18 protein-coding genes are annotated in these 20,076 nt (G+C 66.6%); 11 read left to right on the forward strand and 7 right to left on the reverse strand.

The features are described from left to right. The first annotated feature begins 1 nt into the window (after position 1). The 8 genes from ACXAED_RS21460 to ACXAED_RS21495 are packed head-to-tail and all read left to right on the forward strand — an operon-like array spanning position 2 to position 6,472. A complete protein-coding gene (locus tag ACXAED_RS21460) occupies positions 2 to 1,033 on the forward strand; it encodes a FecCD family ABC transporter permease (RefSeq protein ID WP_475053398.1) in 1,032 nt (343 codons plus the stop codon). Next, entirely contained in the window at positions 1,030 to 2,046 is a 1,017-nt protein-coding gene (locus ACXAED_RS21465) for a FecCD family ABC transporter permease (RefSeq protein ID WP_475053401.1), read from the forward strand. Before ACXAED_RS21460 ends, ACXAED_RS21465 begins: the two co-directional genes overlap by 4 nt. Beyond that, positions 2,046 to 2,828, forward strand: coding sequence for an ABC transporter ATP-binding protein (locus ACXAED_RS21470; protein WP_475053404.1), 783 nt, complete (start codon positions 2,046 to 2,048; stop codon positions 2,826 to 2,828). The genes ACXAED_RS21465 and ACXAED_RS21470 overlap by 1 nt, the downstream gene beginning before the upstream one ends. Positions 2,829 to 2,839: 11 nt before the next feature. Continuing rightward, entirely contained in the window at positions 2,840 to 3,892 is a 1,053-nt protein-coding gene (locus tag ACXAED_RS21475; protein ID WP_475053407.1) for a siderophore-interacting protein, read from the forward strand. Beyond that, the gene (locus ACXAED_RS21480; protein WP_475053409.1) at positions 3,889 to 4,857 is read left to right on the forward strand and encodes a MotA/TolQ/ExbB proton channel family protein; all 969 of its coding nucleotides are present in this window, start codon (positions 3,889 to 3,891) and stop codon (positions 4,855 to 4,857) included. The genes ACXAED_RS21475 and ACXAED_RS21480 overlap by 4 nt, the downstream gene beginning before the upstream one ends. 4 nt (positions 4,858 to 4,861) lie before the next feature. Then, positions 4,862 to 5,239: an ExbD/TolR family protein gene (locus ACXAED_RS21485; protein ID WP_475053411.1), complete on the forward strand. Its 378-nt coding sequence runs from the start codon at positions 4,862 to 4,864 to the stop codon at positions 5,237 to 5,239. Positions 5,240 to 5,249: 10 nt separating this feature from the next. Further along, positions 5,250 to 5,633 carry an ExbD/TolR family protein gene (locus ACXAED_RS21490; protein WP_475053414.1) on the forward strand — a complete coding sequence of 128 codons (384 nt, stop codon included), beginning with the start codon at positions 5,250 to 5,252 and terminating at the stop codon, positions 5,631 to 5,633. Beyond that, positions 5,630 to 6,472, forward strand: coding sequence for an energy transducer TonB (locus ACXAED_RS21495; protein WP_475053416.1), 843 nt, complete (start codon positions 5,630 to 5,632; stop codon positions 6,470 to 6,472). Before ACXAED_RS21490 ends, ACXAED_RS21495 begins: the two co-directional genes overlap by 4 nt. Before the next feature lie 82 nt (positions 6,473 to 6,554). Here the strand turns inward: ACXAED_RS21495 and ACXAED_RS21500 are convergent, their stop codons facing one another. From ACXAED_RS21500 to ACXAED_RS21530, 7 genes are all read right to left on the reverse strand, one after another. Beyond that, entirely contained in the window at positions 6,555 to 8,654 is a 2,100-nt protein-coding gene (locus ACXAED_RS21500; RefSeq protein WP_475053418.1) for a TonB-dependent siderophore receptor, read from the reverse strand. Positions 8,655 to 8,867: 213 nt separating this feature from the next. Then, the gene (locus tag ACXAED_RS21505) at positions 8,868 to 9,557 is read right to left on the reverse strand and encodes an ABC transporter ATP-binding protein (RefSeq protein ID WP_475053421.1); all 690 of its coding nucleotides are present in this window, start codon (positions 9,555 to 9,557) and stop codon (positions 8,868 to 8,870) included. Next, complete coding sequence (locus tag ACXAED_RS21510) at positions 9,554 to 10,309, reverse strand: ABC transporter ATP-binding protein (protein ID WP_475053424.1); 756 nt, start codon at positions 10,307 to 10,309, stop codon at positions 9,554 to 9,556. Before ACXAED_RS21510 ends, ACXAED_RS21505 begins: the two co-directional genes overlap by 4 nt. Beyond that, positions 10,302 to 11,291 (reverse strand): branched-chain amino acid ABC transporter permease, encoded by a 990-nt coding sequence (locus ACXAED_RS21515; protein WP_475053425.1) that lies wholly within the window; start codon positions 11,289 to 11,291, stop codon positions 10,302 to 10,304. The genes ACXAED_RS21510 and ACXAED_RS21515 overlap by 8 nt, the downstream gene beginning before the upstream one ends. Beyond that, positions 11,288 to 12,208, reverse strand: coding sequence for a branched-chain amino acid ABC transporter permease (locus tag ACXAED_RS21520; RefSeq protein ID WP_475053428.1), 921 nt, complete (start codon positions 12,206 to 12,208; stop codon positions 11,288 to 11,290). The genes ACXAED_RS21515 and ACXAED_RS21520 overlap by 4 nt, the downstream gene beginning before the upstream one ends. 72 nt (positions 12,209 to 12,280) lie before the next feature. Beyond that, positions 12,281 to 13,417: an ABC transporter substrate-binding protein gene (locus ACXAED_RS21525; protein WP_475053430.1), complete on the reverse strand. Its 1,137-nt coding sequence runs from the start codon at positions 13,415 to 13,417 to the stop codon at positions 12,281 to 12,283. A 326-nt stretch (positions 13,418 to 13,743) separates the two neighbouring features. After that, positions 13,744 to 14,631, reverse strand: a complete 888-nt coding sequence (locus ACXAED_RS21530) for a LysR family transcriptional regulator (RefSeq protein ID WP_475053432.1) — start codon at positions 14,629 to 14,631, stop codon at positions 13,744 to 13,746. 144 nt (positions 14,632 to 14,775) lie between these two features. Between ACXAED_RS21530 and ACXAED_RS21535 the strand changes: the two genes are divergently transcribed. The 3 genes from ACXAED_RS21535 (at position 14,776) to ACXAED_RS21545 (ending at position 20,073) form a co-directional block, all read left to right on the forward strand. Then, entirely contained in the window at positions 14,776 to 15,396 is a 621-nt protein-coding gene (locus ACXAED_RS21535) for a glutathione S-transferase family protein (RefSeq protein ID WP_475053435.1), read from the forward strand. 75 nt (positions 15,397 to 15,471) lie between these two features. Further along, positions 15,472 to 17,523 (forward strand): 2Fe-2S iron-sulfur cluster-binding protein, encoded by a 2,052-nt coding sequence (locus tag ACXAED_RS21540; RefSeq protein WP_475053438.1) that lies wholly within the window; start codon positions 15,472 to 15,474, stop codon positions 17,521 to 17,523. Between the two features lie 144 nt (positions 17,524 to 17,667). Next, the gene (locus ACXAED_RS21545; protein ID WP_475053439.1) at positions 17,668 to 20,073 is read left to right on the forward strand and encodes a GcvT family protein; all 2,406 of its coding nucleotides are present in this window, start codon (positions 17,668 to 17,670) and stop codon (positions 20,071 to 20,073) included. The last annotated feature ends 3 nt before the right edge of the window (positions 20,074 to 20,076 follow it).

The raw sequence follows: 20,076 nt of genomic DNA on the forward strand, positions 1-20,076 counted from the left end.
CATGTCCGTTTCATCAATCGACGTTTCCCCGATCCGCCCCGCCGCCAGCCTGCGCGGCCTGCGGCTCGGCGGGTCCCTGCTTGGGCTGGCGGTTCTGTCAGCCGCCGCGCTGCGCTTTGGCTTCCGGCCCGCCAGCTGGGACATAGTCTGGCGGGCACTGACAGCTTTTGATCCGAACGATGCCAGCCAAATCGTGATCCGCGAAATGCGCCTGCCGCGGCTGGCCGGAGCGCTGCTTGCAGGCGCGGCGCTCGGCTTGTCCGGCGCGCTGATCCAGGGCATGACCCGCAACCCCCTCGCCGATCCGGGCCTGCTGGGCATCAACGGCGGTGCCGCGCTCGGCGTGGTGATCTGTATCCTGGGCTTCGGCATCACCGATCCGGCGGCCTTTGTCTGGGTGGCGCTTGGCGGCGCGCTGGCGGCCTCAGTGCTGGTGTTCCTGCTCGGCGGCGGCAGCCGTTCCAATCCGTTGCGGCTGGTGCTGGCGGGCGCGGCTCTCAGCGCCCTGATCCTCGCTCTCACCCGGTCGCTGCTGCTGGTCAGCTCGCAAACCCTGGATGTTTACCGGTTCTGGGTTCTGGGCGGGTTTGACGGCATTCTGCCGTCCACCCTCTATATGCTGCTGCCCTTCCTGACCCTGGGCGCAGGGCTTGCCGCTGTAGCGGCCGCCGGGCTGAACGCGCTGCTGCTGGGCGAGGACACTGCCCGCGGTCTGGGTGTGCGCACCGGGCTCGCACGGGCCACGGCCGGGACTGCCATTGTGCTTCTGTGCGGCGCCACTGTGGCGATGGCCGGACCGATCGCCTTTGCCGGGCTGATCGTGCCCCATCTGGCCCGCTGGGCCGCGGGGCCGGACATGCGCTGGACGCTGGCCTTCTCCGCGGTGTTCGGGCCGCTGCTGCTGGTTGCGGCCGATCTGACCGGGCGTCTGCCGCTGTTCGGCGGCAACATGCAGGCAGGGGTGATGACCGCGCTGATCGGCGGGCCGGTGCTGATCTGGATGGTCCGCCGAAACGGAGTGCGCAGCCTATGACCTGGACACTCCGCATTGCTTCGTTGTCGGTACAGATATCACGCCGGTCGCTGCTGGCCGGGCTCTGCCTTCTAGCGTTGCTGCTGGCCGCCGCCCTGCTGGCAGTACAGACCGGCAGCTACCCTATTAGCAGCAGCCAGATGGCCTCGTTGCTGCTCGGCCAGGGCACCAACATCGAGCAGATGATCCTGCTGGATCACAGGCTGCCCCGCATCGCCGCATCGCTTGGCGCCGGCGCCGCATTCGGCCTGGCCGGAGCCATGTTCCAGACGATGATGCGCAACCCGCTCGCCTCGCCGGATGTGATCGGCTTCAACGCCGGCGCAAGCTGCGGCGCGCTGGCGGCGGTGATCCTGACCGGCGGCATGATGCTGCCGGGCGCCCTCGCCGGGGCAACACTGGCCGCGGCGCTGGTGATCCTGCTGGCATGGAAGGACGGGCTGGTGCCGGGCCGCCTGATCCTGACCGGCATCGGCGCCAGCCTGGCACTGACTGCAGCCGCCGATCTGCTGATCAGCCGCATCGACCCGCAAACCGCCGCCGACCTGCTCAGCTGGCTTACCGGTTCGCTGCACAGCCGCAGCTGGGAGGACGCTGCGAGAGTCTGGGCCGGGCTGGCGCTGCTGGCGCCTGTGCTGTGGTGGCTGCATTTCCCGCTGGCCCGGCTGGCAATGGATGACGGCATCGCAACCGGTCTGGGTCTGCCTGTCTCCCGCCTGCGGCTGGCGGTGACCGCTGCCGGAATCCTCCTGACCGCGCTTGCTGTGACCGCCGCTGGTCCCCTACCCTTTGTCGCCTTTGCGGCCGGCCCGATTGCCCGCCGCCTGATCCCCGGCGGCAAGCCCGCGCTGCTGGCCGCCGCCGCGGCCGGCGCTCTGATTACCCTGCTGGCCGACACCGCCGCCCGCCTGGTGCCGGGGGTGCAGCTGCCCGCCGGCGCGTTTACCGCACTCATTGGCGCCCCCGTACTGCTGTGGCTGCTGCTGGCGCACTTCCGGAAAGGAACCCTCTGATGCCCAAAACCGCCCGCCTGCGGGCCGAGGATCTCTCGGCCGGTTATGCCGGCACGCCCGTTCTGGACAGCCTCACGGCCGCCATTCCCGATGGCGAACTGACCGCAATTGTCGGCCCCAATGCCTGCGGCAAATCCACCCTGCTGCGAACCCTGGCCCGGCTGCAGCCGGCTGGCAGCGGCCAGGCCGTGCTGGACGGCAAGGCGATCCACCGGCAGGGCAGCCGCTCTGTCGCGCAACGCCTTGCGATCCTGCCGCAAACCCCCTCCGCACCCGATGGGCTGACCGTGCACGACCTGGTGGCCCGCGGCCGCACCCCCTACCAGTCGGCGCTGCGGCAATGGTCGCAGCAGGACGCAGAGGCGGTTGCCCGGGCGCTGGACCTCACCAATATGACCGGCAATGCTAACAAGCCGCTGGAGGCGCTGTCAGGCGGGCAGCGCCAGCGGGCCTGGATCGCCATGGCGCTGGCGCAGGAAACCGGCATTCTGCTGCTGGACGAGCCGACAACCTACCTGGACCTGCCGCATCAGATTGAACTGTTGAAGCTGGTGCAGCAGCTCAACCGCGAAACCGGGCGCACCGTGGCCATGGTGCTGCATGACATCAATCTGGCTGCCCGCTTTGCCAGCCACATGATCGCGCTCAAGGACGGGCGGGTGTTTTGCCAGGGCACTCCGTCCGAGGTGGTCACCGAAGCGGTCCTGCGCTCAGTCTTTGCGCTGCCCTGCCGGATCATCGCCGATCCGGTCCATGGCACCCCGCATGTCATTCCCGAATGAACGAGGCCGCGATGACCATCAACCCCGTCTTCCCGCTGCAGGCGAACGCCGAACTGCCTGAGCTGCCATTTGCGGCCGTCCGCCAGGCCGTCATTGCCATGGCGCAGGAACATGAGCTGCCGGTGATCGAGGACGGCGCCGCCGCCGTCACGGTGGAGATCGCAGGCTTCGGCCACTACCGCTTTGCCGCCCGGAACGGCAGCACCGCAATCAGTGTCTCGGCGGCCATGCCGGACCGGCTGCACATGCTGAAGGACGGCATCGCCGCGCATCTGGACGAAATCCAGCCTGGCACCTCCGACGCCCTCCGCTGGCCGGACGCCACCACCGCTGGCGCCCTGCCGCCCAACGTCCATTTCACCATGGTCCAGTCGGTCACCCCGGTCGGCCGCGCCTTCCTGCGGGTGCAGGTCAAATCCCCGGATCTCGCCGGTTTCCAGGACGATGCCATCCACTTCCGCCTGCTGCTTCCGCCCGCAGGCTGTACCGCGCCGGAATGGCCCCGGCTCTCGGAGACCGGTGCGACCGTCTGGCCGAAAGGGGAGACAGCGCTGCACCGCCCGGTCTACACCACCCGCCGGATCTGCCATGAGGCCGGGCTGATGGAATTCGATATCTTCCTGCACGACGGCGGCCGCGCCACCGACTGGGCGCGCCAAGCGGCCCCGGGGGACCGGCTGGCCATCGCCGGGCCTGGCGGCGGCGGCATTCCGGCAACCTCGAAAATCCTGCTATATGCCGACGAAACCGCTCTGCCCGCCGCAGCCCGCATCCTCGAGAACCTGCCGCGGGACACCAAGGGCGAAGCCGTTCTGCTCAGCACCGAAGGCAAGGACTGCGGCTATCCGGTGACCGCGCCCACGGGTGTTGCGCTGACCTGGCTGCGCCGCGATGGCGGGCATAGCCTGGCGGACCGCGCGCTGGCCGCGCGCAAACACGCGCCCGGCCACTACCTGTGGTTTGCGTGCGAAAAGGCCGAAGTGCAGCGCCTGCGCGCGGCCCTCCAGCAGAACAAACCCGCCCCCGGAACAAGCTATATCGCCGCTTATTGGAGCCAATCATGACCAAACGCGCCCAGGCGGCCCTTGCCGCAGTGTTTCTGACCGCCCCGCTGCTTGCAGCCCCGGCTGCCGCACAGGACCCGACCGCCGCACCGGTACCGCAGATTGCCGCCGAGGCCCCGGCCCCAGCGCAGCCGGAAGCCCCTGCGGTACCCGAACTTGAAGCTCCAGAGTCAGCAGCGCCCAGCCCCGACGCCGCACCTGCGACCCCGACCGGCGCTGCTACAGCCCTATCAGAACCCGCCGAAGCTGCGCCCGCGGCTGAGCCGCTGCCGACCTCTGAACCGCTCACCCGGCAGCAGGAACTGGCGCAAACCGCCCGCGAAGCCTCTGCCAAGGCGTTGGATTTCCTGCGCGACGGCGGTCCGTCAATCTGGGCGATTGCGGCGCTGTCGGTGATCACCCTGGCGCTGATCCTGTGGAAAATCTGGCGCCTGGCGCTGATCGGTGCCTGGTCGCGCGGCAAGGCAGGCCGCGCGGTAGAGGCCTATGAACGCGGCGACTCCGGCGCCGCGCTGGCAATTGTTAAAGGCCGTATCGGAATCCGCTCCAAGGTGGTGGCCACGGCCCTGACCGCCCTGTCCACCCTGCCCGAGGACCGCGCCCGCGAAGAGGCTGCCCGGGTGGCCAAGCTGCACCTTGGCAGCGCCGCCACCGGCCTCGGCGCGCTGGAGCTGATTGCCACCATCGCGCCGTTGCTGGGCCTGCTGGGCACGGTTCTGGGCATGATCGCCGCCTTTCAGGCGCTGCAGGCGGCAGGCTCGCGCGCCGATCCGGCGCTGCTGGCGGGCGGCATCTGGGAGGCGCTGCTGACCACTGCCGCAGGCATGGCTGTGGCGATCCCGGCCTCCGCCGCGCTCACCTGGTTCGAGGCGGTGATCACCCGCATCCGCCGCGACATCGAAGACAGCGCCACCCGGCTGTTCGTGGCGGCGGCTCCTGCTGAACTGAAACTGGCGGCCGAGTGACGCGATGCTGCTGGCTCCACCCTCGAAACCCCGGCGCAAGCCGAGCCTGACGCCGATGATCGACGTAGTGTTCCTGCTCTTGGTGTTCTTCATGCTGGCCTCGCGCTTTGGCATGGATGCGGTGCTGGACCTGCCGCTGGCCGGCCAGGGCGGCCCTTACACCGGCCCGCCGCGGCTGATCGGCATCGGGCCGAACAACCTCGACATCAACGGCGTGCCGGTGGCCGACAGCAACCTGGCCCAGGCGCTGGCGCCGCTGATGCAGACGCCCGGCGACATGCTGGTGCTGCGCGGACGGGACAAGGCCGATCTGCAGCGCATCACTGATGTGACCGCGCTGCTGCGGCAGGCGGGCTTCACCAATTTCGTGTTGGTGGAATGAGGAGACGCGCATGGACCTGACCGATCCCCCCCGCCGCCCGCGGGCCGAATCCATCGTACCCATGATAAACGTGGTGTTTCTGCTGCTGATCTTCTTCCTGATGACCTCCCGCCTGGCCCAGCCCGAGCCCTTCGAGGTTACCCCGCCCGAGGCCGCGCTGGACACCGAGGCCAAGGCGCAGGCCGTGCTGTACATCGATGCGGAAGGCCAAATGCACTTTGACGGCGCCGTTGGCGAGGCCGCAATCGCCCGGCTGGCCGCCGCCAGTACGGGCAGCCCCGTGGTGCAGCTGCGGGCCGACGCCCGGCTGGAGGCCGCGGCGCTGGCGCGGATCCTGCGGCAGCTGACAGCCGCCGGGCTCAGCCGGGCCGAACTTGTGGTGCGCCCGCAATGAAACGCACCGCCGAACTCACCGTATTTGCCGGGATCGCCACGCTGATCCATGTCGCGCTGTTTGCCACGGCGCCCGGCTCCGGCGCCCAGTCGAGCGGTGCGGGCGGCGATGCGCTGGTCTCGGTCCAGGCCGCTGATGCCACCATTGCCGAAATGGTGGAAGCCTGGCAGCGCCCGCCACAAACCGTGCCACAGCTGGAGACACCCCTGCCCCAACCCCTCACCATCCCTGCGGCCCCCGCGGTGCCGCGGTTCGAACTGGCCCAGGCGCCGCGAGCGGCAGCGCAAATTGCGCTGGCCCGCCCTGCCCCTGCCGAAACGCTGGAGGTAGACACCACGCCGCCCCCGCCGCCGCCGGAAGAAAAGCCGGAAACCGTAGAAAGACCTGAGCTCCAGCCGCGCCCAAGGCCCAAGCGCGCGCGCGAACCGCAGCAGGCACGCAAGGCCGAGCAGACCACGGCCAGCCGGGCCGGGCAGCGCGCCGCCGGGTCTGGCGGCGGCGCACAGGCCGGGCAGACGGGCAGCTCTGCCGCGGCCACCGCCCAGACCGGGCAGCAGGCCAAGCTGCAAGCGGTCTGGGGAGCCAAAATCCGCAGCCGCATCGAGCACCGCAAACGCTTCCCCTCCGGCGCCAGTGGCAGCGGACGGGCGGTTGTGCGGATCACCGTCTCCCGCACCGGGCAGCTGCTCAACTATCGGATTGCAAAATCCTCCGGCAGCGCCGTATTTGACCAGGCGGCGCTGCAGGCGGTCGCCCGGGCCGGAAAATTCCCCTCCGCCCCCAAGAAACTCGGTCTCAGCCAGCTCACCTTCACCCTGCCAATGAGCTTCTCCAAATAGGCCCGGATGCGGGTCCGGCCCGCAAAAAGGCCCGCGCTGACTGCGCGGGCCTTTTCCTGTTCCTGAACCGCTGCAGAACGGCTCAGAACTTCGTGGTGAGCGTCAACGCCACATTACGTCCGTCGCCAAAGTAGCAGGCGCCGCCCGAACAGGTGGTGACATAGCGCTCGTCGCTCAGGTTGCGCACGTTCAGCGAGACCAGCCAGTTGTCCTGCCCATAAGACACCGCGGCATCATACAGCGTGTAGGACGGCGTCAGATAGGTACTGGCCCCGCCCCAGGCCTCGCCGTTGTAGCGGACCCCGGCGCCGAACGTCCAACCCTGCAGCCTGCCGTCCTGCGGCTCGTAATTCAGCCACAGCGACGCCGCGTTCTTGGGCACCTGGGCAATGTAGTCGCCCTCGGCATCCTCGGTGTCGAGATAGGTATAGGCGGCGTCGACCGTCAGGTCGCCGAACCGGTGGTATGCCTCCAGCTCCAGCCCCTTGGCGGAGGCTTCCCCCGTTTGCATCTGGAAGCCCGGATTGCCCGGATCGGCCACCGTCAGGTTAGACTTGGTCAGGTCGAACACCGCCGCCGTCAGCAGCGTATCGGTGCCCAGCGGCTGGTATTTCACACCAATTTCAACCTGCTCACCCCGGGTCGGCTCAAACGGAGTGCCATTCACATCGGTGCCGATCGCATCCTGGCGGAAGCTCTCGGCATAGCTGATGTAGGGAGCCACACCATTGCCAAACCGGTACATTACCGCGGCATTGCCGGTCCACTCGCTGTCCTTGGCGGCAATGCTCGTCGCACCAAAGCTGCCATTGCTCGCCCCGGTTTCGATGTCGCCATACCTCAGGCCAAGATCGATGAAGAGCCGATCGTCATAGGTGGCGCGATGCTGCACATAGGCACCCGCCTCAGTGATCGAAGTGCCGGGCGTGTCAGCGACAGTGATCGACGGGTAGCCGGCATAATCGGGGTTGAACGGGTCGATGGGGCCGACCTGGGCGCCGTAACCGGTATCGCTGTCATAATGCCCGCGGGTGTAGCTCACCCCGGCAAAGGTCCGCATGTCAAAGCCGCCAAACGCATATTCCGCGGTGGCATAGGCATCGATAGCCCAGGTCTTCAGCTTGTTTTCCGCGCGGTAGAACGTGCGGTTGATGGTGCCGTCTGGATTGTACCGGCCCGTGCCGGTGTTGTCGAAAGCCCACCAGGCGTGTTGGTACAGGGCCTCGGCTTCCAGATAGCGCGCGTTGGCGTTGAGGCTCCAGACCGGGTTGAAGCGGTGCTTGAACATCGCGGTGATGGCGCGCTGCTCGCTGTCGAACCGGTCAAACCCCGGCTCGCCGACAAAGACGCTGCTGGGAAGGAAATCGCCATTGCCGAACCCCGTCGCGGGCAGCAGCGTGCCATAGATCGAGGCGAACTGGATCAGCGGGCTGCCCTCGTTATCCTGGTAGTTGGCCAGCACCGTCAGCTCGGTATCCTCATTCGGCCGCCAGGTGATGGACGGTGCCAGCGCCAGCACATCGTCCTGCGAATGATCGACCTGGGTTTCGGAGTCCCGCAGCACGCCGACGAAGCGATAGCGCAGGGTGCCGCTTGCGTTCAGATCACCGCTCACATCCGCTGCAACCTGCTTGCGGTCATGCGACCCCGCCTGCAGTTGCAGCAGGCTCTCGGACTCCTGCGCCGCAGTTTTCGAGGCGGTGTTCACCACCCCGCCAACCGAGCCGCTGCCGTAAAGGCCGGAGGCCGGCCCTTTCAGCACTTCGACGCTGTTCAGCAGGAAGGGCTCAGGCTTGGTGTCATTATAGAAGCCATAGCGGGCAGGCAGCCCGTCATGCAGCGTGCTGGCCCTGAAGCCGCGCACCAGATACCAGTCGGCGCGGTTGTCCAGCCCCCACTGGCCGCCGACGATGCCTGCGGAATATTGCAGTGCCTCCTCCACATTCCGGGCGCCGCGCGCGGCGATCTCCTGGGCGGTCACAACCGTCACCGACCGCGGCGTCTCCGCAATCGGGTCGCCAGTCTTGGCAATGGTGCCGGTCTCCAGCGAAACACTTTCGCCGAAGAAGCCCTCGCCGCTTTGCTGGTTTACGTTGATTTGTTCAAGCTCGACAACTTCGGCCAATGCCGGCATGGCTGCCAGCAGGGCGCAAGCTGACGCAGCAGTACGTCGCAGAATCATGTCCCATCTCCGCTATTTTGCGGTTGAAATTTCTGCCTGACGTATTGCTGGGTGACTGCGGGCTAGTAAGGTTCCCGCGAAGGGTCAAGGGCCAATCAGCCCCCGCCGGGCGAAACGCCCGCGGGCTGCCGGAAACGGCAGCCCGTCGTTCTCAAAACTTGCAAAAATGCATCACCTTTTGCGCCCCTGCGGCGCGTTTGGCCGGGTATAGGGTCACACTCCCAGGTACCGGTCTGCCACCTCTGGCGGCAACTCACTGATGCCGCCGCCCCAGGCGTTGCTGCCCTTGTTGAGGATCACCGCGCGGTCGGCGATGGCCGACAGCTCCTTCAGCGACTTGTCCACCACAAGAATGGCCAGCCCCGCCTCGCGCTTGAGACGGCCGATCGCGGCCCAGATCTCCTGCCGCACCACCGGCGCCAAGCCTTCGGTTGCCTCATCCAGGATCAACAGCCGCGGATTGGTCATCAGTGCGCGGCCGATGGTCAGCATCTGCTGCTCGCCGCCCGACAGCGACCCCGCAGTCTGGCTGCGCCGCTCCTCCAGCCGCGGGAACAGCTCTGCGACCTTCTTCATGTCCCAGGGCCCGGGCCGGGCGGCGGCAATCAGGTTCTCCTCCACCGTGAGCGGCGCAAAGCAGCGCCGCCCCTCGGGCACCAGCCCGACGCCCAGCCGCGCGATCTTGTAGGACGGCAGCTGGCGCAGGTCATGGCCGTCAAACCGCAGCTCCCCCTTGGAGGTTCCCAGCATGCCGCAGATGGTCTTGATGGTGGTGGATTTGCCCATCCCGTTGCGGCCCATCAGCGCCACCACCTCGCCCTCGCCGATCTCCAGATCGACGCCGAACAAGGCCTGCGCCGGGCCGTATGAGGCCTCGACGCCGTGTAAGGTCAGCAGGCTCATGCGGCGTCCTCCTCTCCCAGATAGGCGCGGCGCACCTCGGCATTGGCGCGGATGTCGTCGGCGGTGCCGGTGGCGATTATCTGACCATAGACAAGCACGCTGATCCGGTCCGCCAGGGCAAAGACCGCGTCCATGTCATGCTCCACCAAGAGGATCGGCGCCTCCTGCCGCAAGCCATCCAGGAAGCCAGTCAGCGCCCTGGACCCGGCAGCACCCAGGCCAGCCATCGGCTCATCCATCAGGAACAGCCTCGGCTTCAAGGTCAGCGCCACCGCCACCTCCAGCTGGCGGCGCTGGCCGTGCGACAGGTCGGCGGTGCGGCGGCTGGCGTCCTGTGTCAGCCCCACCCGTTCCAGCGCGTCGCGCGCCTGCTCCAGCAGCTCCGGGTCCTTCATCACGTTGCGGAAGAAATGGAACGGCCGGCCACGCCCCCCCAGCGCCCCCAGCACCGCGTTCTGCAACACGGTGTAATCCATCGCCAGCGCCGAGATCTGGAACGTCCGCCCCAGCCCCATCCGCGCCCGCGCCACGGTGTCCAGCGCAGTGACATCCCGGCCCAGCAGCTCCACCTTGCCGCTGTCCGGCGCGATATTGCCCGCGATCTGCTTGATCAGGGTGGATTTGCCCGCCCCGTTCGGCCCGATCAGCGCGTGGATTTCACCGGGCCGCAGGTCCAGCGAGACATCTTTGCTCGCCTGCAGCGCGCCGAAACTCTTGCTCAGGCCCTTGGTTCTCAAAACCGCATCAGCCATGCGCCTTCTCCCGTCCTGCCAGCGCCCCGATCAGCCCGCCGCGGGCAAACAGCACGATCAGCAGCAGCAGCACGCCCAGGAAGATCTGCCAGTAATCGCTGATCCCGCCCAGCAGATGCTCCAGTATGATGTAAAGCGCGGCACCGGCCACCGGCCCATACAGCCGCCCGACACCGCCCAGGATCACAAAAATCATGATCTCGCCGCTGGTGTGCCAGCTGAGCATGGTGGGGCTGACGAACCGGTTCAGATCGGCAAACAAGGCGCCTGCCAGACCGGTGATGGCACCGGAAATCACGAATGCGGTCAGCCGCAGGGTAAAGGGCGTAAGACCCACCGCCTGCACCCGGTCCTCGTTCTGCCGCGCCGCCGCCAGCGCCAGACCAAAGGGTGAGCGCGCCAACCGCGCTGCAAACACCAGCGCCAGGCAGAGGATCACATAGGCAATGGCAAAGAACTGGATCGGGTCCAGCGTGTTGAGGCCCGGAAAATCATTCCGCACCCAGATCGACAGCCCGTCCTCGCCGCCATAGGCGCTCCAGCTGATCGCGAAGTAATAGAGCATCTGGCCGAAGGCGAGGGTGATCATGATGAAATAGACACCCGAGGTGCGCAGGGACAGCGCCCCGATCACCAACGCGGCCAGCGCGCTGAAGACCACTGCCACCAGCCAGATCAGCGGCATCTGGTTGCTGCCCTCGAACAGGAACGGCCATTCAAACAGCGGCTCATAATTCTGGGCATGGGCCGCAAGGATGCCCATGGCATAGCCGCCGATCCCGAAAAACGCCGCATGGCCCAGGCTGATCAGCCCGCCAAGGCCGAGGGCAATGTTCAGCCCCACCCCTGCCAGCGCCAGGATCGCAGCCTTGGTCGCCAAGGTGATGATAAAGGGCTCATCCAGCGACCACGCCGCTAGCGGCACGATCAGCAGCGCCGCAATCATTGCCCAATTTAGCAGGCTCTCACGCGTCAGCATCATGCGCTCCCCCCGTACAGACCCGAGGGGCGCACCAGCAGGATTGCCGCCATCAGGATATAGATCAGCATCGACGCCAGCGACGCCCCGGCAGAGGCCGCGCTGGCCGGATCCAGGAACAGGCCGAACAGCTGCGGCAGGAACACGCCGCCCAAGGTGTCGGTCATCCCCACCAGCAGCGCCCCGGCCAATGCCCCCTTGATGGAGCCGATGCCGCCGATCACAATCACCACAAAGGCCAGGATCAACACCGGCTCACCCATGCCGACCTGCACCGACTGGATCGCGCCCACCAGCGCGCCCGCCAGCCCGGCCAGCGCCGCGCCAAGGGCAAAAACCAGCGTGTAGAGCTTGGAAATATCGACGCCGAGGGCGGCAATCATCTCCCGGTCCGCCTCACCTGCGCGGATCTGGATACCGATGCGGGTGCGGGCGATCAGCAGGAACAGCCCGGCGGCAATGCCCAATCCGATCAGGATGATGGTCAGCCGGTAGAGCGGATATTCAATGCCTCCCGGCAGGCTGACAGGCCCCGACAGATAGGCCGGCACATCCAGGAACAACGGAAAGGAGCCGAACAGCCAGCGGGTGCCCTCAGAGAAAATCAGGATCAGCGCAAAGGTCGCCAGCACCTGATCCAGATGGTCGCGCCGGTACAGGCGCCGGATCACCACCAGCTCCATCAGCGCCCCGGCGGCGGCCGCGGCGGCGAGGCTCGCGGTCAGCGCCAGCAGAAACGAGCCGGTCCAGCCCGCCACTGCGGCGGCGGCAAAGGCACCCACCATATATAGCGAGCCGTGGGCGAGGTTGATCAGCCCCATCACCCCGAACACCAGCGTCAGCCCGGCTGCCATCAGAAACAGCATCACCCCGAGCTGGAGCCCATTCAGGATCTGCTCCAGAACTAGAATATACGTCATTTGATTTTCCGAAGGGGAAGCTTGACCGCTTGCGGAGACGCCGCGAAAGGCGTCTCCGCTCAAGCGCTTAGTTTACATCTTGCACTCGCCGCCATAAGCGTCGGCGTGGTCTTTCAGGCCGGTGGCGATGATCTTGTTGGTATAGACATCGCCTTCCTTGATCACTTCACGGACATAGATGTCCTGGATCGGGTGGTGGTTGTCGCCAAACTTGAAGTCGCCGCGGACCGATGCGAACTCCGCCGCTTTCAGCGCCGCGCGGAAAGCGTCCTGGTCAGACACTTCCGCCTTGTCCAGCGCACTCAGGATCAGGTTGGCGGTATCGAACCCCTGGCTGGCATAGAGCGACGGCAGGCGGCCGTACTTCTCCTGGAAGGACGCGACAAATTCAGCGTTGGCCTCATTGTCGATATCCTTGTTCCACTGCGAGGTGTTCTTCACCCCCAGCGCAGCATCACCCACCGCCTGCAGGATGCCCTGATCGAACGAGAACGCCGGGCCGACCACCGGCAGATCAACACCGCTGCCTGCGTACTGCTTGAGGAAGGAAATCCCCATGCCGCCGGGCAGGAAGAAATAGACAGAGTCGGCGCCGGAGGCACGGATCTGCGCGATCTCGGCGGCATAGTCGGTCTGCCCCAGCTTGGTGTAGATCTCACCGGCCAGCTCGCCCTCGTACATTCGCTTGTAGCCGGTCAGCGCGTCCTTGCCCGCCGGGTAATTCGGCGCCAGGATAAAGCTGTTCTTCAGCCCCGCCTCGTTGGCATAGGCGCCCGCGGCCTCGTGCAGGTTGTCGTTCTGCCAGGCAACGTTGAAGTAATTGGGGTGGCAGCGCTTGCCCGCCAGGGCCGAGGGGCCTGCGTTCGGCGACAGGTAGAAAACGTTCTGCGCGGTTGCAGCAGGCACCACCGCCATCGCCAGGTTGGACCAGATGATGCCGGTCATGATGTCCACCTTCTCGGACTGGATCATCCGGTCGGCAATCTGCACCGCCACGTCGGGCTTGCGCTGATCGTCCTCGATCACCACCTCGACGCCCTCGCGGCCGTCCTGTTCGATCGCCAGCATGAACCCGTCGCGCACATCCACGCCCAACCCGGCACCGCCGCCGGACAGGGTGGTGATCATGCCGATCTTTGTCTCCGCGTGCGCGGCCGTTGCCAGCGCCGGAATTGCAGCCGCCATCGCCAGCATCCGAATTGTTTTCATATCGTTCAATCCTCCCAGAATGTGCCCCGGCCCAAAACCAGGGTTCTTGATCAAATGCTTGCGACTTTACCGCGGCGGCAGCAGAAGCCAAGCCCGGCGAAAGCCCGCATCTCCCCGGCTGATCTTGCGCCAGCCCTAAAGGTGAGCCTACGCAGTCTTGGATTATTATTTCAAGCATAAAATAAATATGGCAATATTGTTGCCCTATTTACCTGCGAACCGTTCAGATGCGGCAGCGGCAGATGCGAGGGGCCAGCCCCTCGCGCTCCCCGGAGTATTTTTAGAAAGATGAGACAAAGCTGCAAATGCGGTGCCGGACCCACCGGTCAACCGGGTCCGAAACAGCCCGCCAGATGGTTGATCAAGGCGCGGATCCGTGCGGTCAGATGGCGGCTGGGCGGATACACGGCATAGAGCGTGACCGGATCGGTTTCCTGTTGTTCGAAAAGCACTTGCAGCCTGCCGTCCAGAAGGAACGGCAGCGCGGTGTAGTGGGGGCAGCGGGCAATGCCCAGGCCATTGACTGCCATATGCGCCACGGCCCGCGGCGAGTTGGCCCGAAAGCTGCCGCCGACGGTGATGGTTCTCGCCCCGCTGCCCCGCCCGAACGCCCAGGCCTCCGGCTGCGGCCCGGTCGTGAGCAGCAGGCAATTGTGGGTGGCCAGCGCCTCCGGCTCGGCCGGCTCTCCGTGGGCCTCCAGGTATTCCGGCGACGCCACCACCACCCGCCGCATGGTGCAAAGCTTGCGCGCCACCAGCCCCGAATCCTTCAACGCGCCAAAGCGCACCGCCAGATCCACCCCCTCCTCCAGCATCGGCAAGTGGCGGTCGGACAGCACCAGCTCCACCGCCACCTTTGGGTGCGCCTGCTGGAACGGCTGCAAGGCCTCCACCAGCTCACGGCTGCCTAAGCCGGTGGGCGCGGTGATGCGGATAGAGCCTGCCAGCTCCTGCTGGCGCAGCTGCACCACGTCCTCCAGCTCGTCGAACTGATCGAGCAGCGGCAGGCAGCGCTCCAGATAGGCCCGCCCGGTGTCGGTCAGCGTCACCTTGCGGGTGGTCCGGTTCAAGAGCTGCGCGCCCAGCTGCTCCTCCAGCCGGGCGACGTATTTGCTGGCCAGCTTGGTGCTGATCCCCATCTGCCGGGCCCCGCCGGTAAAGGAGCTCTGCGCCGCCACCGCGGCAAAGGTCCGCATACAGTCCAGCTTGTCCATCGGGGGTGCTCCCGTCGCCCTCTTTATGAATGCAACGTACATAATTATTCCACAACAAGGAATATTATCGCCAAACCTTAGGCGGCGTATCTTCCGGGTGTCTTCAAAAACCCACGGCAGATGCCAAGCAAAAGGACCCCAGACATGCCCCATTCTATCCGCATCCACGGCTTCCCCCTCTCCGGCCACTCCCACCGGGTGGAGCTGTTCGCCAGCCTCGCCGGGATCGCCCATGAGGCAGTCACCGTCGACCTGGCCGCGGGCGAGCACAAACAGCCGCCCTTCCTGGCGCTGAACCCCGCAGGCCAGGTGCCGGTGATCGAGGACGGCGACACCGTCATCAGCGATTCCAACGCCATCCTGGTCTACCTCGCCCGCAAATTTGCCCCGGCCTGGCTGCCCGCCGATCCAGTGAAAGAGGCAGAGGTGCAGAAGTTCCTGACCCTGGCCGCGGGTGAAATCGCATTTGGCCCGGCAGCAGCGCGGCTGATCAACGTCTTCAACGCCCCGCTGGATGCAGAGTTCTGCGCCACCGTGGCGGCCCGCGTGCTGGGCAAGATCGACGCCCATATGGCGGGCCGCAGCTTCCTGGTCGGCGACACCCCCACAATCGCCGACGTGGCGGTCTATTCCTATGTTGCCCACGCGCCCGAAGGCGGCATCTCGCTGGAGCCCTACCCCAACGTGCGCGGCCTGCTGGCCAACATCGAAGGGCTGAAAGGTTTCAAGCCGATGCCCGCCACCAAGGTTGGCCTGGCAGCCTGATCGCGCCCTAACCTCAGCGCGCGGCGGCCCGTTCAGGGGCCGCCGCGCAACCCTCTCGCAAAACAGGAGGTTTCCATGACACCCCTCGATGCAAATACCCCCTCCCCCTTCCACGAAGGCGAACAGGAAATGCAGGCCCGCACCGGCAAGCGCGAGATGATGGAGACCTTCGGCCGCCGGGTGATACGCAGCTTCATGCCGGACCAGCACCGGCTGTTCTATGCCCAGCTGCCGTTTCTGGCGGTTGGCGCCGTGGACAGCGAAGGCTGGCCCTGGGCGAGCCTGCTGAGCGGCCCGCCCGGTTTTGCCGCCTCCCCGGACCCCCAGCACCTGGATATCGCGCTGCAGCCGGACACCCGCGATCCGGTGCAGGCCGCGATCCGCGAGGGCGCCGCGCTTGGCATGCTTGGAATCGAGCTGCACAGCCGCCGCCGCAACCGGGTCAACGGGCGGGTGTCCGCGGCCGGCCCCGAAGGCTTGACCCTGCGCGTCGACCAGTCCTTCGGCAATTGCCCGCAGTACATCCAGCTGCGCGGGCTGGAAGCCGTCGAACAGCACTCCCCCGCACATCCGCAGCACTTCACAGATTTCGACAGCAGCCACACCGCGCTGATCGCAGATGCCGACATGTTCTTTGTCGCCAGCCACATCCCCGCCGCCAGCCGCCCGGAACGCGAAGGCGTCGATGTCTCGCACCGCGGCGGGCGGCCCGGCTTTGTCCGGATCGACGGCAACCGCCTGACGATCCCCGACTTCCCGGGCAACAACCACTTCAACACGCTGGGGAATTTCCTGCTGAACCCGCGCGCGGGCCTGGTTTTCCCGGACTTCACCACCGGCAGCCTGCTTCTGCTGACCGGCACCGTAGAGTTGCTGGACGAAACGCATCCTGAGGTTACCGCCTTCCACGGTGCTGAGCGCGGCTGGCGGTTTACCCTGCACAAGGGCACCTGGCTGGAAGGCATCCTGCCCCTGCGCGCCGAACGCGGTGCCTTTTCGCCCAATACGCTGATGACCGATACCTGGGCAGAGGCAGAGGCCCGCGCCAAGCTGGAACAGCAGCGCAGCACCTGGCGCCGCTACCGGGTGGCAAGGACAGAGATGGAAAGCACCGTGATCCGCTCCTTTTATCTGGAGCCGGAGGACGGCGGCCCGTTGCTGCCCTCCGAGGCCGGCCAGTTCCTGACCATCCGTATCACACCGCCCGGCGCGGAGACGCCGCTGGTGCGGACCTACACCGTGTCCTCCGCCCCCGGCGAGGGCCACTACCGCATCTCGGTCAAGCGCGAGGAGGCCGGCACCGTGTCCCGCCACTTGCACGCCCACCTGCAAACCGGCGCGGTGATCGAGGCCAAGGCGCCGCGCGGCGGGTTCTTCCTGGACACCACAGCGGACCGCCCTGCGGTTCTGATCGCCGGCGGCGTGGGCGTCACCCCGATGATCGCCATGGCACGCCACGCGCTGCGCGAGGGGGTCCGCACCCGCCATATGCGTTCCCTGACCATCCTGCACGCGGCACGCACCACTCAGGAACGCGCCTTTGCCCGCGAGTTCCGCAATCTGGAGCAAGCCGCCGGCGGACAGATCCGCTATGTCTCGCTGATCAGCGCGCCAGCCGCGAAGGAAACGGCGGGCCGGGACTTCGATCATGGCGGACGGCTCAGCGCCGGGGTCCTGCAGCACGTGCTGCCGAAGACAGGCGCCGATGTCTACCTCTGCGGCCCGGGCGGTTTCATGCAGGCGGCCTACAACGGCCTGCTGGATCTTGGGGTCCAGGATGCAGACATCCATGCCGAGGCTTTCGGGCCGTCCGCGCTGACGCGCGCCACAGACGCCCCAAACCTCCGGGACGCTGTTCCCGAAGTGGACTCCGCCATCGTCCGCTTCAGGAAATCAGGCTTTGAACAGCCCTGGACCCCGGCGGACGGTACGCTTCTGGAGCTGGCCGAAAGCCACGGGCTGACGCCGGAGTTCAGCTGCCGAGAGGGCAATTGCGGCAGCTGCGCCACCCGGCTTCTGGCGGGCAAACTCGCCTACCGCACCCCGCCCGCTGCCGCGCCCGAGGACGGCGACGCCCTGATCTGCTGCGCGGTTCCGGCAACGGACACGATCGAATTGGATCTCTGACCCTCCCCCGCGCCTGAAACCGCCGTGCAAGATTTCTCTGGACAAGAGTGTCCAGGATCGCCGATGAATTGGACAGAATTGTCCAAAGGGCGGATTCGGGGACGCTCCCCGCTGGCCCGGCGGTGTCAGACAGGGAGCAAAGCCATGAAGTCGCACTATCGCGCCGTTGTCATCGGGGGCGGCGTTGTCGGCGCCTCCGTCCTCTATCACCTGGCCAAGTTCGGCTGGACCGACGTCTGCCTGATCGAGCGTTCGGTGCTGACCGCCGGCTCCAGCTGGCACGCCGCGGGCGGCTTTCACGCGCTGAACGCCGACCCGAACATCGCCTCGCTTCAGGCCTATACCATCGACCTCCTGTCCGAGATCGAACAGGAATCCGGCCAGTCCGTCGGCATGCACATGACCGGCGGCATGACGCTGGCCGGCACACCGGACCGCTGGGAATGGCTGCAATCGGCCTACCGCACCTTCCAGTCCATCGGCATCGACGACTGCCGCCTGATCACCCCGCAGGAGGCCGGCGAGCTGTGTCCGATCATGTCCACCGAGGGCATCATTGGCGGCATGTGGGCCGACCGCGAGGGCTATGTCGACACCACCGGCAGCGTGCACGCATACGCCGGGGCGGCCAAGAAACGCGGCGCGGAAGTCATCGAGCACAACCGCGTGCTGGAACTGCATCAGGTCGCGGACGGCTGGCAGGTGGTGACCGAAAAGGGCACCATCCACGCCGAACATGTGGTCAACGCCGCAGGCCTCTGGGCCAAGCAGGTGGGCCGTATGGCGGGCATCGAACTGCCGGTCTCGCCGCTCAACCACCATTACCTGATCTCCGACACCATCCCGGAGCTGGAACAGCTCGACTTCGAGGTGCCGATGACCGTGGACCTGGAAGGCTTCACCTATATGCGCCAGGACCAGAAGGGCATCCTGCTGGGCATCTACGAGATCGACCACGAGCACTGGATGATGGACGGCGCGCCCTGGGAATACGGGTTCGAGCTGCAGCAGGAAGACCCCGACCGGATCGAACGCGAACTGACGCTGGGCTTCGAACGCTACCCGGCGCTGCAAACCACCGGTGTGAAAACCTGGGTCAACGGCGCCTTCACCTTTGCCCCCGACGGAAACCCGCTGGTCGGCCCGGTGCGCGGCAAGCCCGGCTACTGGTGCGCCTGCGGCGTGATGGCGGGCTTCCTGCAGGGCGGCGGCGTCGGCAAATCGCTGGCCGAGTGGATGATCCACGGCGAGCCGGAGGCGGATGTCTTTGGCATGGATGTGGCGCGCTTCGGCGACTACGCCCAGAACAAGCGCTTCATCAAGGAAACCACCGGCCAGTTCTACACCCGCCGCTTTGTGATGACCTACCCGAACGAGCAGCTGCCCGCAGGCCGCCCGCTGAAGAAGGCCCCCGCCTACTCGGACATGACCCGCGCGGGCTGCCGCTGGGGCGCAAGCTACGGGCTTGAAATCCCGCTCTATTTTGCCCCGTCGGAAGACTTCACCGAAACCCCGACCCTGAAACGCTCCAACGCCTTTGAGATCGTCGCAGACGAATGCAAGGCGGTGCGCGAGTCCGTGGGCCTCCTGGACATTTCCGCCTTCTCCCGGTTCGAGGTCTCAGGCGATGGCGCCGAGGCCTGGCTCAACCGCGTCATGGCCTCGAAACTCCCCGCCCCGGGCCGCGCCAAACTGGCGCCGATGCTATCGCCCGAAGGCCGACTCAAGGGCGACCTGACCGTGTTCAACTGGGGGGACGGCACTTGGTGGATCATGGGCAGCTATTACCTGCGCGAATGGCACATGCGCTGGTTCCAGGACCACATGGGCGACGGCGTCGCGGTGCGCGACGTGAGCGACGCCATCACCGGCTTCAGCCTCTCCGGCCCGAACAGCCGCAAGGTGCTGGAAAAGCTGACAGACGGCCCCCTCGCGGACCTCCCCTTCATGGGCTGCGGCACCTTCGACATCGGGATGCTGCGCCTCAAGGTGGGCCGCCTCTCGGTCGCCGGTGAACTGGGCTATGAGCTCCACTGCTCCGCCGCCGAGCACATCACCCTGCGCGAGACCCTTCTGGAGGCAGGCGCAGACCTTGGCATCCGCGAATACGGTTTCAACGCGCTGCTCAGCCTGCGGCTGGAGAAAAGCTTCGGCATCTGGAGCGCCGAATTCACCCAAGGCTACACCGCGGCGCAGACCGGCATGGACCGCTGGATCGGCTGGGACAAGGACTTCATCGGCCGCGAGGCCGCACTGAAGGAACGCGCGGCAGGCGGCCCGGCGCAGGTTGTTGTGGCCTTGGAAGTGGACGCCACGGATGCCGACGCCAGCGGCTTTGAGCCGGTCTGGCAGGGCGAAACCCGCGTCGGCTTTGTCACCTCCGGCGGCTATGGCCATACCTTGGGCAAATCGCTCGCCATGGCAATGGTGGACCGCGACGCCGCCGCAGAGGGCACCGGACTGGCCGTCCATATCGTCGGCCAGGAACGCGCCGCCCGCGTGATTGCGCCCTCCCCCTACGACCCCTCCGGCAAAGCGATGAGAGGCTGACAC

This window comes from Leisingera sp. ABM4_103 (assembly GCF_056158685.1).

Coding starts and splice junctions, on each gene's coding strand:
- ACXAED_RS21460 (WP_475053398.1), top strand. CDS start 2: ATGTCCGTTTCATCAATCGACGTTTCCCCGATCCGCCCCGCCGCCAGC.
- ACXAED_RS21465 (WP_475053401.1), top strand. CDS start 1,030: ATGACCTGGACACTCCGCATTGCTTCGTTGTCGGTACAGATATCACGC.
- ACXAED_RS21470 (WP_475053404.1), top strand. CDS start 2,046: ATGCCCAAAACCGCCCGCCTGCGGGCCGAGGATCTCTCGGCCGGTTAT.
- ACXAED_RS21475 (WP_475053407.1), top strand. CDS start 2,840: ATGACCATCAACCCCGTCTTCCCGCTGCAGGCGAACGCCGAACTGCCT.
- ACXAED_RS21480 (WP_475053409.1), top strand. CDS start 3,889: ATGACCAAACGCGCCCAGGCGGCCCTTGCCGCAGTGTTTCTGACCGCC.
- ACXAED_RS21485 (WP_475053411.1), top strand. CDS start 4,862: ATGCTGCTGGCTCCACCCTCGAAACCCCGGCGCAAGCCGAGCCTGACG.
- ACXAED_RS21490 (WP_475053414.1), top strand. CDS start 5,250: ATGGACCTGACCGATCCCCCCCGCCGCCCGCGGGCCGAATCCATCGTA.
- ACXAED_RS21495 (WP_475053416.1), top strand. CDS start 5,630: ATGAAACGCACCGCCGAACTCACCGTATTTGCCGGGATCGCCACGCTG.
- ACXAED_RS21500 (WP_475053418.1), bottom strand. CDS start 8,654: ATGATTCTGCGACGTACTGCTGCGTCAGCTTGCGCCCTGCTGGCAGCC.
- ACXAED_RS21505 (WP_475053421.1), bottom strand. CDS start 9,557: ATGAGCCTGCTGACCTTACACGGCGTCGAGGCCTCATACGGCCCGGCG.
- ACXAED_RS21510 (WP_475053424.1), bottom strand. CDS start 10,309: ATGGCTGATGCGGTTTTGAGAACCAAGGGCCTGAGCAAGAGTTTCGGC.
- ACXAED_RS21515 (WP_475053425.1), bottom strand. CDS start 11,291: ATGATGCTGACGCGTGAGAGCCTGCTAAATTGGGCAATGATTGCGGCG.
- ACXAED_RS21520 (WP_475053428.1), bottom strand. CDS start 12,208: ATGACGTATATTCTAGTTCTGGAGCAGATCCTGAATGGGCTCCAGCTC.
- ACXAED_RS21525 (WP_475053430.1), bottom strand. CDS start 13,417: ATGAAAACAATTCGGATGCTGGCGATGGCGGCTGCAATTCCGGCGCTG.
- ACXAED_RS21530 (WP_475053432.1), bottom strand. CDS start 14,631: ATGGACAAGCTGGACTGTATGCGGACCTTTGCCGCGGTGGCGGCGCAG.
- ACXAED_RS21535 (WP_475053435.1), top strand. CDS start 14,776: ATGCCCCATTCTATCCGCATCCACGGCTTCCCCCTCTCCGGCCACTCC.
- ACXAED_RS21540 (WP_475053438.1), top strand. CDS start 15,472: ATGACACCCCTCGATGCAAATACCCCCTCCCCCTTCCACGAAGGCGAA.
- ACXAED_RS21545 (WP_475053439.1), top strand. CDS start 17,668: ATGAAGTCGCACTATCGCGCCGTTGTCATCGGGGGCGGCGTTGTCGGC.